A 17,439-nucleotide genomic window follows, 5' to 3' on the forward strand; every position below is an offset into this window, starting at 1 on the left:
CCTAAATATGCCGCCGATAATTTTATCGTCAAGAATTGCGTGCGGCATAGTCATCGTACTTTCGGAGATGAAATCGAAGCCGCCAAAATGGCTCGTTCAGAAGGTGGCAGAAGCACCCGCCATTCTTGTTCCAAAGCCATGTGTTGGGATCAGACGTTGAACTCTGGGCGTGCGCGAAGGGCTGAATTCTCGACAAAGTCCGATAGAGGTATTCCTGAAATACCCCCTGTGATGAATACCAAGTGTGTTCAGCGCGACCCACCTTGTCCAAGCAATCGGCGATAAAAGCGTTGCGCTCTTCCTCCGTCTGGCATTCCATGGAGTAGGCAACGATGGCGAAATCCAAATTTGAGAGCGAGATTTCGTTGTGGATCGTATTTTTCTGACCCTCCCCGTAATTCCAGTTCGACCAGCGTTCGAAAGCTTGCCTCCAAACCTCCTGCCGTCTCGCGAGAGGGGTGTTTTGGGCAAATGCTAGGAGGCATGCTCCCACCTCTTCTCGGCCGAGAAAGTTGGCTTGCAGCACCAAGGCGTCCAAATAGTCGGTCATCGCGGTCGGATCGCCTGACGCTAAGCAGCGGCCCAATGCTGCTTGCATCTGACTGGCGCGGTAAGGGTGCGCCACGAAAGCCTTCATCCACCGAGTCCAGCGCGGCGCATCCGCCGCAGCCTGGATCAGAAGGGTGACTAGTGCGTCCTCCTCCGCGGATGTGAGTACGGTGACGCGGGTATACTGATTGAAAAGCCGACACACGGACGCAAATTCCAAAACGTCAGATTTGCTACGAGTGGCGATGTCCAATGCTGCTTCGATGGGGAGAACGGTGACAATCTCCATAGCCATCGCCACCTGCGATACCGTACCGGCATAGGCGACCAGATCATTGGGGAAAAAGCGCTGCAGCAGCCTTACCGATTGACTGACGAACACCGGAATCATTTGCGAGTAGCACAAATCTTCGGCGACTTGACGCAGGCGCGCCCAGTCCTTCTCAGCCTCCGCGATCTGGATTTCGTCCAAGGTCTCCCCGTCACTGATTGGTGACCGCGTGAATCCCATCTCAAAGTTGATATTGAGATTGGAAAGGACGTGAACCAAACCCTTAGCGAGATCTGGGTTACCGGAAATCTTGCTCGGCAACGCCTCCCACAGAGCACCTTCTTCATCAAGCCTGGCCGCGACAACCATTAGAGCGGCCAGCTTCACGCCCTTCTGGTCATCGGTCACCCGCCAACTGCAGAGGCCGTCGATCAACCATCGCAAAGAGCCGGCCAGCTTTCGGGTATGTTCGTCGCTCAACGCCTGCCCGGAATGACGGATGGGAAAGACGAAGCCTAGATCGTCATTAAGTGCATGAAAAAGAGAATCTGAACCTTCCCGGCTGACCAACGCCGCCAACGGGGTTCCGAGGCTCAGTGAGGTAGCGAGGAGCTGTGCTGGCGCCAGTTCTTCGCCCGGTCCATCGGTTGCGGCGATCAAGGATTTCAACTGTTCGGACCACCAGCTCATGTATGTTTCCAGATCATTTGGTCTGGCCCCATACGATCCCATAGCTCCTGAAAGGCGTCACTCACCCGTTGCCCGTCCTCCACTCGTTGCAAGATGTGATGGGCCTCGCCAATCTGGTTGAGCGATATTCCCAAGGACCAGGCTAGGTCTCCCGCATCTTTCTTAGGAAAAATTAGAAAACGGTCATGGAAATCGATATTGGGCATATTGTGGGCAACGCGGAACTCGAATCGTAACGCAAGGAGATTGCCCGTTACTCCAGCGAATAGCGCTTTCTGTTCCGCCACAAAGGTTGACAAATTCTTGTCCCGAACGTTTTTTCCACGGCCAAGCCCTCGCAGATCAGACCCGCCGTGCGGCGATGCGAACAAGGTGTCCAAGACGTCAAAGCAGTCCAGATAGGGATCCCAGAGCCACGCGCCCTCTTCCCCGTGCGCATTTATGAGATACGCGAGGTCCTTCAAAGCGCGGGCCCGCTCCAACGCCGGGACTGACCCGGCTCTGCCATACTGTTCGAACAGCCGCTCACGGGCAACGCGCTCTGTTTCGTATCGATAAAGACGTTTTCCTGTAAAATCCCCGTTGGGATCGCGTCGCGGCTCCCCGACTAAAATGTCGTGACGAGGTGGTCTCAACGCCACGCGTTCACGACGCGGCGCTCCTACTCGATCCATATATTCAAACGTCCGTGGCTCAGCACTGCCCATCACGTGCACTTGCATGTTGATCTGGGAAATGCTGGACAGCGCTCCGGTCGCCGCCAGAACGATATCGCGTGTCTCATCGAGCAGGTAAGCATGCGGCTGAGCCGGGCTTGCCGGAAACGGCAAGGTGATTGGCTCGTTTTCGATGACGGCTGTCGCTAGGCCGGTGACTGTGTCATCGAAATCGGCTGTAACTGTGACCCGAAGCGGTCGCGGCGCCACCCCTGGCCGCCATGCCACCCGGACATAATACCCTTGGTCATCTCGGGTTTCCCCGCATTGCACCGTCAGAACCGTGACGGGAACCTGCACAAGAATATTGCCGAGGCGGTCCGATACCACGGCCAAGTCGATCGGGACATATGGGATTATCGCCGCTGCCAACGCCTTCAGGCGTTCTGGTTTTTCAAAAAAAGGCGTGAAGAGAGATTTCTCGCTGTCGGCCCACTCGACAATGTGCGACCCGGCCCAGAAGTTGTTTTTGAGAATGTGGTTGAGCGGGATTGGTCGGGCCTGATCGGGCGGCACGAATTGCGGGGCGGCGGGCTGCAACGTGGCCGTCGAGAGACGATCTCCGGATGAAACCCAGGTTCCGGCCGCCTCCAGCGTCTCCACCATCCGCAAGAAGTCGGCAAGTGCCACTACGGACCGCCGGATTCCGAAATTCCATCCGGCAAGATTTTCTAGGTTCAATCGCTTCGGATTCAAGTAAGCAGGTTTCGCGATTGCGTCCCGCTGTTCAAGAACCGCCAGAATAAGAACGTTCTGCGGCCCGCTCAGGCCATCGATTGTCGCGAATATCTCGGTGATCTCGCAGTGTGTGAAGATGCCAACAATGTCAGGTTCGATGAGCACCCGAAGTCGATCGAGATTTGCCATGAATATCCGATCGGAAAGAGAGAATGTGGAAATTATGAGTTGTTTTTCGAGACTTCGCTAGACGGGCATTGGCCAAAAGTGCGCTTGTCGGGCCTACTCGGTTTGTATATGTCCAAGCTCTTACGTAAATTCGGCGGTGACAGCGACAGACTGGTTCACCTTCTTCTCAAAGAAGATTTGATGCGTGATACACGCCATGTTCTGAAAGCCGACGGCAATGTGCTCTGGCCTCCTCGAATGCGCGCTTGCACAACGCATCTGTCTCAGGTGAGGCTGCGATGGTGAAGAGTACCAGATCGCGTATGGAATGATTGGCCTGACGTGACCCCCGGGCTTTCATCCAGCCGGTGCCTCTTCCACGGCATCGGCAAGGTCGCTCCACGCCTCTAGCCCAAGCGCGTGCTCCATGAGGGCGATCCTCAAGCCAGTGAGCTGCGCCGTCAGTTCGGTGAGGTCGTTGTTCAGCGTGCGACCGAACTCGACGGCCAACGACTCTTCAGGTGGAGGCCTATCGAATTCGCGCTCCAGCCTCTGAAAACATGACAGCAACATTTGACCTGCCGTGGCATTCGCGACTGAGGGATCGACTGCGAACGCTTCACCAAACCACACCATCGCGTCGTTGATGCGGCGCAGATGGCTTTCGACTTGGATGGTCTCCAGAGGATTAAGATCGGCTCCTTTATCTTGGAGCATCGCAGACACGGCCGTTATGTCGTTCAAGGCTTCCGTGACGCGCACAAGAAGTGGCGACTCGACAATCGGCCATGGGAGCTGCGCGCGCCAGTCCTTGGTAAAATCGGTGTCGGGCAACAAGACCCCACCGATCCTGACCAAGGCGATGGGAGGAACTTGACTCCGGATCAGGGGTGCACAGCTCATGCGCTGCGTGTCTTCAAGCTTTTGGCAGACCTCGAAGAACCGTTCCACCACCGACAGCCACTCTTGGATGGACGAGGCCTCCAGCAAGCAGGCGAAGTACGCATAGGGCCAAGCGTAGCCTTCGTCCTTGGCGGGCGCTCGCGCACAAACATGAACGACCAATCCCGCCTCGGCGAACGCAGCCTCGTAGGCCGTCTTGCGCGCGGCGAGCGCCTGTTCAGCGTGAGTTCGCGCTTGAGTCGCCGCCTTGGGCAAGGCTGAGTGACGGCGGCTGGTGGTGCTGAAGTGAGTCGCCCACCGCTGCCGTTGAGCAGGGTCGTTGGCGATGTGCCCGTAGATGGCGCGAACGTCCTCAAGACGCTCGGCAAGGTCGGACATCGCCTGGGTCGGAGGCGCCGAGATCATTCGCCAAATTTCGGGATCTGCCAGTTTACGCGCTGTGGCGGCGAGATCGGCGACCCGCATGGCCCGGGCATTCATATTGTCACCCTCGTCATCAGCGAGCTCGGTGACTAACCTTTGCAGGTCGGCGGCGAAGGCGTGCATGCGATCGGATGAGTCGTAGCTGCCAGGATCTAGGGGATCCGACATGGCTTCGTCGACACGTGGCGGCGGCACAAAGTCGCGCAACATCGCGCCGATGTTGACGAGCAGACGCCAGCGCTCCTTCGGCAGCTCCATCCTGAGATAAATGTTGGCTGCTTCGTCGAGCCGCTGGTTCAATTCCCCGATCAGGCTGGCCAGAGACGCCGTTCGACCGGTCTCCTGCGGCGCACCGACGAGACGGTCGATCGCACGGGCCTGCGCGCGGTTCCATGCGATCTGAGCAGGTCCTGGCAGGTTTCCGCGTGGGATGCGTTTGCTGTTGACGCTGGAGCCGCCAACCATCAGGGGCGTGCCGTCCGGCAGCAGGGAATCGGATACCGCGCGCCTCGCCTGAGGTGCCGCCGCCAACATCAGCTCGCAGAGCCGCACGACATCGCCGTGCAAATCGGTCTGCACCGTTTCAGAGATCACTCTGACATAGGCTTCCACGGTAAGTTCGCGCTCGGTGTCGTCACCCTCGGCCTCAATCAGGTGAGGTAGCGTGATCCAGGCCAGCTCATCGGGCAGCCGCGCCAAGAGCGATTGGGACCCGCCGGCGAGATCAACCAGGCGCGCCGCTTCGTCGGGCTTGATCTCAGTCGTCGTGCGAATGAGTTCGAGCAAGGGAATCAACGGCGCGCTCGACAGATCCCGGTCGAGCGACATATCCAGTCGCGGCGCTGCCTCACATCCCCGCAGGGGCATCAGCGCGGCCTGAAGGCGGTGATAGGACTCCAGATCAATCGCCTGGAAGTTCAGCTTTGAGACGTCGTAGAGCCGGTCGAGGAAAGCTACCCTGAGGTCCAGGACTTTGGTTTCCGCGAAGGTGGACACAGCCGCGCGGAGTTTCACGAACAGCGGGAGGTCACCATCTATGGCTCCGGTCGCCGAGAGCATGAAGAGGAGGCTGGAGAAACGGTCTTCGACCTCAAGCCGGCGACAAATTTCCAGCCAGCGCGCCGCTACGATGTCTGCGGTGGCCAAGCCTAGGCCGTGAAGAATCGGCCCAAGAGCAAGCACCTCTCCGCTCATGACACGCGCCGCCAAGGCGCCGATCAGGGCGGACTGTTGACCCGGATGGGCGCGCAAGACCCGCGCAATGAAAGTCGGAAGCGACGGCGCGCTGACGACCCAGGCCGACTCCGTGACCGACTCGGAGGCCGGTTCGTCGAGACAGGCGCGCGTGGCGTCATCGAGGTAGGCGGACCGAATCTCGTGTAATCCTCCAAGCACGCCGTCGACGCCCTCTCGAACCGCGTGTTCTTCGACCAGTCGGGCGAGCGCCTTCGCCATTCGGGGGCCGTTCCAACCAAGGCGATCCCGCAGAACCCGGCCTTCGATTGTCGCTCCATAGCGCCCGGGAAACACGATGCGGCCGAGCAATTGAAGCTCGTCGAATCGATCTTCCGCCAACCGTCGGCGCACCTGCTCGGCGAGGGTCTGCTCGAGCCTTCGTCCCTCGGTCAGCAGATGTGTGTACTCGAGCAGAAGGCCCCGGCTTTGCTCGAACGGTTCGACCCAGTGAGAGAAGACGACCTGCCCCTCTGACGACAGCGCAGACCACAGCCGCTCGGCCAGGGACTCGTCCAAGATCGGTCGGATGACTGGCGTCTTTTTCGCGCTGTCGAGCAGGAAAACGTCCTCCTCTCGGACCGAGCCCAGGATCAGCAGGCCTGCGATGGCGTGGACCTCCGTCATCAGCCTGTCCCAGCCCGCCGCTCCCGCCCTCCCGACATCGTCGACAACGAAGCCGACCGGTCGGGTGGGCCCGGCGTCGAGTAACCGCGCGAACTGAATCAGCCGCGGTACGTCTGGATCGGCCAGTTGTCGAACCCGATACCAGCGGACAGCATGGCGGCTGTGGTAGGCGGCAAGCCATGTCAGCGCCGATTTTCCTGCGCCGGAAGGGCCGGCGACCAGCGCCGTTCGCGAGGTTTCCAACGCCTGTAGAACGTCGGTGGTTTCGGTTGGGCGCTCAAACACAAGACCGGCGCCGACATGGCCCGGCATGACATTGACGCCGCTGTAGAAGTCCGCGGACGTCAAAGGCTCGTGAAAGTTGGCCGCGTCGCAAAGCTCGTCGGCGAGGTCCAATCTCCCCAGAGGGTCGACGATGCGGTGCACATCATCAATCAATGCCTGGACCGCAGTCGCGCCGAGGGACGCAGGATCCCCCGGGCGCTGCGCATAGTTGTCGTCCGCGGCCCGACCGGCCGCTTCACGCAGCATCTGGCCGACCAACCGGCCCGCCGCCGGTTCGAGGCCGCTCATATGCGCCAGAATCGCCGGGACCGCGCCCAACGGATCGGGCGCCACGACGATGTGCAGCCGCTCAAAGACCGCTGGCACGTCCACCGGACGAGGCGCACACGCCATCGAAAGGGTGTTCTCGAGCGCCGACAACGCCTGCCCTGTCTGGGCAAGGGTAGCATCCCATCCGCTCGGCTCAAGTTCCCTGACCGGGCGTTCCAGCACGAGGGAGAATTTCAGCTCGTTGGGATGATCGCCCTGCAAGGGAAGGTTCATTTTGGCCAGATACTCGGCCACCTCCTTGAGGGTGAACTCCCCGCGAGGATCATGCCGCGATTTAATCTGGGCTCGGATTTCAAGTCCGCTGCCATGCAAGGTTACATCGTCGAGGCCTTCAGGCACTACCGCCGTCCAGACCGAAGTTCCAGCCCAAGAGTCGACGGCCAAGGCTGCGCAAACCGCATCCTGATAGCGGAAGCCACGGCCTGCGCGGGCGCCCGCGCGCGTTCTGGCCCAAAGATCAGGATCAATCAGGATGAAATTGGTCAAAATTCGCCGGCCCTTCGAACCTCGCAGCTCTTCTCCTAGACACGGCGTTGGCTGGAAGCCGCTCCAGTTGCAAGACTAAGTATAGCCGCGAATTCGTCCGGTTGACCACCAGCCGCAGCAGGAAGAAGCTCTCCGTTTCGGTTCACTGACTCAAGTGACGTTCATCGAGATTTTTCAATCACGCCTTTCAGCGTATCGAACCATTCTTCCCCAAAACGATGGGCAACGGAGTCCCTGGCGACAAGGAGCACTTCGGCGGCGGTCGCGAGTTTGGGGAGCTCAATGCCGTTAATTGCATCCATGATCGCAGGAACGACTCTTCCGGGATTCTTCAGTAGAAAGTTCTGTTCTCTAAAGACAGATTCCCAACCGGTTACGATCATCTTGGCCGCGCCGGGCTCAAGCTCAGTACGGGCGATGGAGTAAATCACGTGCATGATCAGCATCATATCGCGATGAAATCGCCGGGATGGCTCCTCTTCAACAGTATCGGAAGCAATAGAAATTCCGTTTGAGAGTATGACCGCACGCGCGGCGTCCGGGCCGACGGCGTAGAGGTGCGAGGCGGCGTCGAATATCTCCTCCAGTTGCGGTAGTGTTCCAAACACAGCGCGGGTCTCGGCACGCATCACCTCTAGTGTGTGAGCATCAAGAGGTGCTGTCAGCAACCGAGCGGTAAGCACATCAAGGATCAACGACTGGGTGGCATCAACGAGGCTCGTATCCGTAAGTAACTGAGAGGGGTCGATGACTTCCAAAGCCTCGGGGGTGATATACTGATTACCTTCCGCATCAAGCGTTACGCCCACCAAGAGCTTTGTGGTCGCCACTAACTTGACTCCCGCTCGCAACATCTCGCCTACCGCGCCTGCCTTGACCGTGGCGGCATACCGGTGGGCTAGGATCAACCTTTCGATATCCAAGCGCAGTAGCCCTGCTTGCTTTGCCATAGAGCGCGCATCGATGCCGAGTTTCGCGTCGATCTTTGCTTCGACAGCGGCGAGGATGCGCCAATTGTTGGCGAGTGATTTGAGAGCTACACCCGTCAGCTTGGCGGAGCTTAGTTCAAGTTGTGATGCTTGCCCGAAGGTGAAGGGCACGGTATACGGCTCCGCAGCAGATTCCGGCTCCGCATACATCAAGCCAACAATCGCGCGCGCGAATTGATGTGACCGTTCAGCTTGGCGCGAAAACGCGGGCTCCAATAGTTCTACGGCGTCTAGGGCATCAGCGGCGGTAAGAACCGCTGCCAACTTTTGGCCGCCGCGCCATTGTGCCAGCGATTTTTCGACGAGGATGCCAGCGGCCAAGGGTGCATTGTCAGGGTTCATCACGAAAGCTTCGTGCGCTTTATCGAGCAAGCGGACTGCATCGGGGAAGCGTCCTGACTTCGCGGCCGAAATTCCGCCATCGCGCAAAGCTAAGCCCCGCTCTAGCGAAGTGCCCGCGCCGATAGTATCTTCGATAGCCAGCAGCAGATCGGTTGCCTCGGAGTGTCGATCGAGGTGCGCGAGCACCTTGGCCTTTTGGCGAATGAGGGTCGGAAGAGTACCGAGCTCTTTGATCGTGGTATCGATGGCAGCCAAAGCTGCGTCCTTTTCATTCAGTCCCTCACCGAGGATCGCCGAGCGGGCGCAGCAGATTTCGGCCATAACGTCAGGTCGATTCCAGGACGCCGCAATCTCGCGGATTTTGTCGTAGATGCCAAGCGCGGGTCGCAGATCCCGGTTCTCGATCTGGTCCTGTGACCAACCGGAGTTCACGAAGACAGACGGACCGTCGTAGATGACACCTATAGCGTCGATGAAGCGGTTTCGGACGGCAGGCTCAAGCCGGTCAAGGGTCTCGATGGCGGCGAGTTGATCGTCTGACCCCTTGATGTGCCGCACCACGGTCGTAAACAGGAAATCGGCAAAGTCCATGTATAGACCGAACTGGGGCGGCAGCAGCGCCAACGGTTCCTTGATGAGGCCCTTCGAGATTTTCTCGGCGAATGGAAATGCGCGCCTGATCCGCAGCGCGTAGTCCATGCGAAGCTCGGGACCAATATCCGCCGAATCCGACATAAGGATGCGGGGCCCTTCCGACGTAAGGAATATCGCACCGCGATCCCCCATTTCATCGACTTCGATGAGAAAGCGCTTCGCCACCTTGCCCGCGATATCAGGCTTGTCGACCGCATCAGCGATTTGGAACTGTAGGTAGCGCAGATATAAGCCCACCAAGGGATGGCTCTGGTAGATGGGACCATCCGTGGTGAAATACGATAAGGGTGCTAGAATAGGCGCTACGGCACGAAGCTTGTCGGGATTTATGGTCTGCATCACTTCACAGAGCTTCATGAGAACGCCATCGTGCTCGCCCCAAAAGGCATTCCAGAAACACAAAGGCAGCGTGCGCTCGTTGAGAGTGCGGTTTTCGAGCCAGTGCAAGGCTGCAAGTTTTCGCCAGGCTTTGCGGTCAGCGGCGGGCACATCATTGGCGATGTCGGCGATCAGAGGCGAGACCCGCACATCGTTTTGGGGAAGGATTTCCAACCATGCGCCTTTCAGTGCGGCAATGGCATCGCCCGCGTTGCGCAACGGTGGTTCGGCAGCGGCCAGCTTAAGGAGCAGGGCATCGTCCGAACGGTCGAACACCGCACTGGCGCGGCGCAACAACTGACCAGCTTCCAGCGAGCGCGTCTCATCTAGATCGCGCAGACTCGCAAGGAGATCACGGCATGCCTCCTCGCGAGTAAGTTTGACGGCCGCACTGGGGGCTGTCCCAAAATCCTCGATCAATGCGGTGTTCGGCCAGTTGCGCGCCCGCAGACTCGCAAGCTTGGCCGTGACCAAGACTGGATGCCCGCCGCCTGTAGTGACGTACAGCATGGCCGACCATCCCCTGATCATTTCGACCGGCGGTGCCGGAGCAAGCGCGATGAGTTCGGCGATGTCGCTTTCGCTAAAGTAGGGAGCCTGCAAGCTCGCATTCGCGGTTGAACCCGCATCGGCGAGGTGGGCCGGTGATGGGGGCTGATGAGATGTGACGATAACTCGGATGCCGCGTGGTGCGAGCGTTCGAGCGAGCGCGGCCAAGCGCGAGGTGAGAGCGCGAGCGGCTTCGCCGACGAAGTCATCGATAATTATGCCGTCGAGCGGTGGTCCTGCAATTAGGCGCAGAAGTTCGCGCCATGCCGCCATTGCGGAAGTTTCGTCTCGGCGCACAGGCCACAGATCGACGATCAGCCAACGACCGCCGGTCCGCTGTGCCATGAGCTTCGCGAGTATAGACTTACCGACACCGTGTGCACCATGGAGCCACACGAGGGGCTGACCCCGCACCTCTGTCAGCAACTGGTCGATCGTCGCCGAGCGTAGCGTACCGGGAGTGACGTTCTCGAGCTGCGAGACGAGAATGTCTTGTGCGGAGGAAGCATCGGTCACGGGCTGGGCAAACTGGCCGGCGAGCCAGGCGCCCGATACGGTGGTTTCGAGCACCTCATGCAAGACGAGCCGGTTAAGTTGCCGGTCTTCGGTTTTGGGCCTGGAAGCGACCTCGAAGGCACGATCCAGCAGAAGTCGCATCGCCTGGTCGGCCAAACTGACCGGCCAACCGTGCTCGCGGAACAGCGGTCGCAACTGGTCCTTGATCTGTGCAGCCAGCTCGGCTGACGAGACAAGTTCCAGTTGCCAATTCACGCGACGCAGGAGTTTTTCACGCAGTTCTGCGTCGCTCGGACCGGAGGCGAGCCAAGTACCGAGCGGGTGCTCGGCAAAGAGACTTGAGAGTGCTTCACGGATAGGTGCGGTGTCGGCATCGACGGCCGCGGCTTGCCAATAGAGCAATCCCGCTTGTCCTCCGGGAAAAGTGAAGCCCCGTTCAACCGCAGCACCCCCCCGCGCCATGAATACAAGACGGCGTTCCACCGAACCGACGCTGCTCGTCTCCCAAAATCGCGCGAGGCAATTTCGGACCAAGCTGGATTGCAAACTATAGGAAGGGGGCCCCGCCACCGCCTGAGAGTTCTTCACTTGATGGTCGGTCGCGCGGCCCGGAGCCGTAACCGAGAAATCCTCCGAGACTTCGAGGTGGAGGGTTTCGTTTTCCTCGAGCGCGATCAAAGCCGCGATGCTTTGCAGAAGCTGGTAGCGGAAACCTGCGAGGATGTGAGCAGCGCTGGCCGGCTCGGACGGGGCAGTCGATCCTTCGTTCATAATGAGGCATTCTAGGTCTTTATCCAGAATGTCGCCAGCCGGGTCGAGTCATCACGCAAGTGACGATGTCCGCTCTTGGCGCGAAGCAGACATGATTGTCCCGCACACTCCTGTGCGCTGAGTTGGGCACCATTCTGTTGATCGTGTTGCTAAGTTGGATGTCGCTTCTAAGACGGCTTCACGATCCGTCTTTTTGAGCTTCCTCCAAAGTACCTTGTCGCCGGTCGCATATGGCACTCGTGATCACCCCCAGAAAGAAAGTTGCGGCTTCAGCGCCGGCACCAGCTCTTGCGGCCAACTCTTCACAGAACCCTCGAACCGCCTCGGTTACATTCACTGCCCGTGGATCGGGATTTCCGAAGCTCCAGCCGATGAGGTCGATCAGCTCAGGCTGATTTTGAGCATCCTCTCGCAGTTTCGACGCAACCCTCAATATGTGCCCCAAAACCTCGACTTCGGCTTCGTGGTCCGCCTGAGGGCCGAGCTCCAGAAGTTGAAGGCGGGAACGGATCGCATCGTCGACCAGCGCATCCAAGGAGCCGAAGTGCTTGTAGATGAGAGCTTTCGATACCTGCGCATGTCTTGCTATGTCGGAAGGGCTGAGAGGATTGGCGCGGCTCTCCGTCATGGCGGCAAAGACCGCGCTCCTCAGACGTTCTTCCCTTGCCTCGCGATTCCATTTGCGAACGCGAGAACGCGGTTCTGGTGCATGGATCGCGCTCCGCCGGGGCATACCTTCCCAATCCGAAAATAGAAAAATGCATTCTGAGAGATGTCGGCAATTTTCGAAAGCGCGGTCTCAATAAATCGAGAGATCACTTTCGTTTCTGCGCTGATGCCAGTCGGATCGCTTGGCAAATGAATCAGGTTGAACCGGTGAAACAATTCGCTAGACGCCATTTTTCGGCGCCAATTTTCATGGTTTCATGGACGCAGAAGCGCCCGACGGCGCAGCTGCCTAGGAACGCCCTGATGCTCTGCGCCAAGCGGCAGATTTGTCCCCCGCAAAAGACTGAAAATTTTTCCTTTATCTTTCAAGCGCTTAACGAACCGCAAGCGTCTCCAACGTGAGCGGAAGATTTGACTCGCTCTAAAATTGAGTCATTTCAGCTTGGATTTGAGTCACTTTGAAGTTGCGGCGACAGATACAAAGGCTGGTGGGCCCGGCAGGACTCGAACCTGCGACCAAACCGTTATGAGCGGTCCGCTCTAACCAACTGAGCTACAGGCCCCCAGCGCCCCGCCATATAGCAGCAAGGGGGCCGGGCCGCCAACCGGGAAGCCGGGTTTTCAGCGCAGCGCGCGGAGGAATTCGAGGACGGCGGCGTTGGTTTCTTCCGGGTATTCCTGCTGGACCCAGTGGCCGGAGCCCTTGACGATGCGGGCGCCGAGCCAGTTGGGGATGACCTCGGAAACGCGGGCAAGCGCCTCGCGGCCCCACCAGGTGCCGACATCGTATTCGCCGCCGAGAAACATCGCCGGGACCGTCATCGGCTTGCCCTGCATGGGCGCGAGATCGTTCCAGCCGTTTTCGAGATTGCGGTAGAAGCTGAGTGGACCTGATAGACCGCCGCATTCCAGCGCATCGGCATAGACGTCGAGGTCTTCTTCGGTGAACCAGGCGGGCATCTTGTCGGGCGACATGAAACGCTCGCACATGCGCGCGCCGGGCGGAATGCAGAAGGCGCTGCCGCGTATGAGTTCGATCGGATCGCCGGCGTCGAAATCGATGCCGGCGCCCGAAAGCGCCGCACCCGACGCCGTCCATGTGAGGTCGCGCACCCAGCCGCGCAGATCGCGCTCGATTTCGGTAATGATCGGCCCCAGCGTGCTGAAATAGACTTGGTAGAAATCCTGATCCGGCCCCGACAGCGCCAGATGCACCTCATGCGGCGAACGCTCGCCGAAGGGATTGCCCGGCAGGCCGATCAGCCCGCGGCCCGCGAAGGGCACGCTCATGCCCATGACGCCGGTGAAAACCTCCGGGTGAAGCCAGGCCGCCGTCCAGACGACCGGCGCGCCCCAGTCATGCCCGATCAGGATGGCCTGTTTTTCGCCGAGCGCCGCAACGAGGCCGACGAGATCGGCAACCAGCGGATGAATGCGGTAGGCGTCGGGATCCCAGAATTTCGACGAGCGCCCATAGCCGCGCTGGTCGATGGCGACGACGCGGTAGCCGGCCCCGGCGATGACCGGCATCTGGAAGCGCCACGAATACCAGAGCTCGGGAAAGCCGTGAACGAGGATGACGAGCGGCCCCTCGCCTTCCTCGACGACATGCAGGCGCACGCCGTTGACATCGACCAGCCGGTGTTGCCGCTCACCCATGAATTCCCCCCGTTTGCCGCGCGCCCTGCCGCAACTCGATTTTCTGTTGTCCGAAATTGCGCTCGACCAGCGTCGGCTGCCCGCACAGCCGGCTCGCTAACCACTTCCACAAGACGCGCGCCGTCACGTCCGGCCGCATCAGCACCGACGGCTTCGCGACAAAATGCGTCACCATCAGATATCTGCGATAGATCGCCGGGTCTTCGTGCATCGCCTCGAGCACGCGGTCGATGTACCAGTTCTGGGCGCGGAAATAGAACGGCCGCTTCTTCTCGACATCGGGTATCCACGGATAGCGCAAATTCTGCTCGCGGATGACCGACCAGACGAGATCAGCGATGCAGCTGATGCGGCGGTAGTAGCGGCGCACGAAACGCTTGTCGTGGATATGGCCCTTGCGCAGGAGCTTGCGCAATTCGTCGAGTTCGAGCAGCGCCTTGGTCATGCCGGCGCCCGACACGGGATCGGCGCTGCAATAGGCATCGCCGATCGAAACGAGGCCGGAGGGCAGCGTCTTCATGTCTTCGTAGTGCCAGCGTTGCATCGTCGGGTAACGGAAATTGAAGACCTGCGAGCGGGGTTCGAGACCGTCGATCTCGCTGCCGATTTCCGGCGTCGGCATCTGCCTCGCGAAGGCGCGGAACTCGTCCGGGTTGCGCGGCGGGCTGTAGAAATTGTAGCCGACGAGACTGGTCGCAAGCACCGAACGGCTGCTGTCGGTGAAAAACTGCGCCGCGTAGTAGCGCTGATAGGGACGATGCGCATAGCAGATGGTCATGACGCGGTCGCGCCAGGCGCGCTCCGGCGGAACATTGTGCTGCATCGTCGAATAGAAGCAGTTGATGTGATCTTCCTCGGTCTCGGGCGTGTCGAGGCCGAGCCGGCCGAGCGCGGCGGGAACCGGCGTGTTCTTGCCGGCTGCATCGACGACGAATTCGGCGGGCAGGATTTCCGTCTCGCCGTTGCGCGTCACGACGACGCCGATGACCGCGTGATTGTCGCGGTCGAGGATGAGGTCGGCGACTTCGCTTTCGTAGCGGTAGTCGATGTCCGGCTCGCCGTCGAGACGGCGGCGGACGCACCATTCGAGCAGCGGCCGCCCGGCGCAGATGATCTCGACGCCGCTTGCGACCTGCTTTTTCCACGATCCGGCCAGCATCAGCCGGTATTGCTCGCCCATGTCGACGCGGAAGGCGCCGGCCCTGACCATGTCGTCGACGACGCCGGGAAAGATCGTCTCGATCTGCCGCTGGCCGGCGACCAGCAGATGATGGATGTGCCAGCCCTGCGCGGCGCCGGGACGACCTTCGGCGCGGCGATGGTCCTGATCCTTCTCGACGACGATCACCTTGTCGAAAGTCTCGGTGAGAACCTTGGCCGCCGACATGCCGGCGATCGAACCGCCGATGACAACCGCCCTGCCGCGGCCGCGCCGGCGAATATCGGCCGGATCGAATTCGGGAACCGGCGCGGCGGTCCGGGCGGAGGATGCGCCGCTCGGCAGGAACTTCTCGTAATAGAGATTGGCATTGTTGAGACGCCGCGCATCGAGCCAGGCCCGCGTCGCGTCGATCATCGCCGACGGACCGCAGAGATAGATGTCGACATCGCCGCCCCGGAGATCGGTGCCGTCGAGGAGATCGGTCACGAGCCCGGTCCGGCCGCCCCAATCCGCCGACGGTTCGGCAACGATCGTCTCGAAGGTGAAATTCGGATACGCAGCGGCGAGCCGCGCGAGACGGTCGAGCAGCACGAGATCGGCGGCCCGCGTGACGCCGTAGTTGAGACGCACCGGCTGCGGACAGCCGCGCGCCACAAGCTCCTCGGCAATGGCGAGGATCGCCGAAAGCCCCGTGCCGCCGGCGACGAGAACGACGGGCCGCGCGGCGCTGCGCAGGTAGAAATCGCCCTTCGGCGCGCGAAGCTTGACGCGGTCGCCGGGCCGCGCGCGGTCGCGCAGATAATCCGACATCGCGCCTTGCGGCAGCAGGCGGATCAGGAATTCGACCTCCGACGCATTGCCGTCGGCATGGGTGAAGGAATAGCTGCGCCAGCTTTCGGCGCCGGGCACGCGAAGCTGCGCGAACTGGCCGGGACGAAAGCCGAGCGCCGAAGGCAGACCGGAAATATCGAGCGCCAGCAGCGCGGTTTCGGGCGCGAGACGCTCGATGCGCGTCACCACGGCCTCGCCGACGACGATGCGCGCCGCATTGCCGTCGAAGGGATATTCGAATTCGACGGTGCAATCCGAACGGACGCGCGCCTGACAGGCAAGGATGCGGCCTTCGTCGCATTCCGAACGATTGAGCGCGACGACATTGCCGGGCTCGTAATCGCCCTCGGTGCAGCGCCCGACACAGGTGCCGCAGACGCCGCTCTGGCAAGCGCTGACGACCGGGATGCCGTATTCCTCGGCCGCCTGCAAAACGGTCTGGTCGGGAGTGGCCGGCATCACCCGCACGGTCCCGTCGGAATAGCGCACGGTTACTTGAAACGTCACTCGCAAATCTCTTTTTTGTTCCGGAGGGTTTCATGCCAATTTCGGCTGGCCGCCGCGCCCGCGCCATCGCGCGATACGGTGATTGACCGCCCTCATTCGAGGGGGGTCCGAAAGGGCGCCGAAAGCGCCGCAATTTTGCCCCGATCCGCGCCGAAGCTCGGGCCGGGATACGCTTCAAACAGGAGGCATTGAATATGCCGCGCCGTCTCTTTTCCGCCGCCCCGCTTCTGGCGGCGCTTTTTGTGGGCCTCGCCCTCGCCGCCCCGGCCGGAGCCACCGAGCCCGCGCCGCGCACCATCACCATTTCGGGCGAAGGTGAAGCCTATGGCACACCCGACATCGCCTGGATCGACACCGGCGTCGTGACCGAGGCCAAGACCGCCGCCGAGGCCATGGCCGCCAATACCAAGGCCATGCAGGCCGTGTTCAAGGCGCTGGAGGAGGCCGGCATCGAGAAGCGCGACATGCAGACCTCGCAATTCTCCGTCTACCCCGTATATGAACAGATGCGGCCGGAAGACCGCCCGCAGACGCCGAAGATCGGCGGCTACCGCGTGCAGAACCAGCTTGCCGTGCGGGTGCGCGACATCGATGCGCTGGGCGGCATTCTCGACAAGGTGGTGTCGCAGGGCTCGAACCAGCTTTCGGGCATCCGCTTCTCGATCGACAAGCCTGAGCCGCTGCTCGACGAGGCGCGCAAGAAGGCCGTCGAGGACGCGCTGCGCAAGGCCAAGCTCTATGCGGGCGCCGCCGGCGTCGCGCTCGGCCAGATCATGTCGATTTCCGAGAGCGGCGGCAGCTATCCGCAACCGATGTACATGAAGGCCGCCATGGCGATGGAACGCGACGCAGGCGCGCCGGTCGCCGCCGGCGAACAGACGGTTTCGGCCAATGTGACGCTGGTCATCAAAATCGACTGAAGGGGACTTCAGCCGAAACTGCCCCCCATTTTCGGCAAGGGCGGAACCTGAAACATGGTTCCGCCTTTTTCTTTTGGCGGGATTTGCGGGTTCCTTGTCCTTTCCGCCGCGCGGGCAATCGGCGAGGGTCGGC

The 17,439-nt window shown here is 60.7% G+C and carries 8 protein-coding genes and 1 tRNA gene; 1 reads left to right on the forward strand and 8 read right to left on the reverse strand.

What is annotated here, in order from left to right:
* Positions 1–28: 28 nt before the first annotated feature.
* The 8 genes from KF719_RS04845 to KF719_RS04880 all read right to left on the reverse strand — a co-directional run bounded on the left by KF719_RS04845 (position 29) and on the right by KF719_RS04880 (position 16,386).
* The gene (locus KF719_RS04845; RefSeq protein ID WP_293507528.1) at positions 29–1,510 is read right to left on the reverse strand and encodes a hypothetical protein; all 1,482 of its coding nucleotides are present in this window, start codon (positions 1,508–1,510) and stop codon (positions 29–31) included.
* Positions 1,507–3,093: a VPA1262 family N-terminal domain-containing protein gene (locus KF719_RS04850; protein WP_293507530.1), complete on the reverse strand. Its 1,587-nt coding sequence runs from the start codon at positions 3,091–3,093 to the stop codon at positions 1,507–1,509. Before KF719_RS04850 ends, KF719_RS04845 begins: the two co-directional genes overlap by 4 nt.
* 336 nt (positions 3,094–3,429) lie before the next feature.
* Complete coding sequence (locus KF719_RS04855) at positions 3,430–7,359, reverse strand: hypothetical protein (protein ID WP_293507531.1); 3,930 nt, start codon at positions 7,357–7,359, stop codon at positions 3,430–3,432.
* A 161-nt stretch (positions 7,360–7,520) separates the two neighbouring features.
* On the reverse strand, positions 7,521–11,558 hold the full coding sequence (locus tag KF719_RS04860) for an ABC transporter ATP-binding protein (protein ID WP_293507533.1): 4,038 nt from the start codon (positions 11,556–11,558) through the stop codon (positions 7,521–7,523).
* A 178-nt stretch (positions 11,559–11,736) separates the two neighbouring features.
* Entirely contained in the window at positions 11,737–12,186 is a 450-nt protein-coding gene (locus KF719_RS04865) for a TetR/AcrR family transcriptional regulator (protein ID WP_293507535.1), read from the reverse strand.
* A gap of 527 nt (positions 12,187–12,713) precedes the next feature.
* A tRNA-Ile gene (locus tag KF719_RS04870) sits at positions 12,714–12,790 on the reverse strand.
* A 58-nt stretch (positions 12,791–12,848) separates the two neighbouring features.
* Complete coding sequence (locus tag KF719_RS04875; protein ID WP_293507536.1) at positions 12,849–13,886, reverse strand: alpha/beta hydrolase; 1,038 nt, start codon at positions 13,884–13,886, stop codon at positions 12,849–12,851.
* A complete protein-coding gene (locus tag KF719_RS04880; RefSeq protein ID WP_293507537.1) occupies positions 13,879–16,386 on the reverse strand; it encodes an FAD-binding oxidoreductase in 2,508 nt (835 codons plus the stop codon). Before KF719_RS04880 ends, KF719_RS04875 begins: the two co-directional genes overlap by 8 nt.
* Positions 16,387–16,580: 194 nt before the next feature.
* Between KF719_RS04880 and KF719_RS04885 the strand changes: the two genes are divergently transcribed.
* Positions 16,581–17,306 (forward strand): SIMPL domain-containing protein, encoded by a 726-nt coding sequence (locus KF719_RS04885; protein WP_293507538.1) that lies wholly within the window; start codon positions 16,581–16,583, stop codon positions 17,304–17,306.
* The last annotated feature ends 133 nt before the right edge of the window (positions 17,307–17,439 follow it).

It is taken from the genome of Parvibaculum sp., from assembly GCF_019635935.1.
In the GTDB taxonomy this organism is placed as follows: domain Bacteria; phylum Pseudomonadota; class Alphaproteobacteria; order Parvibaculales; family Parvibaculaceae; genus Parvibaculum.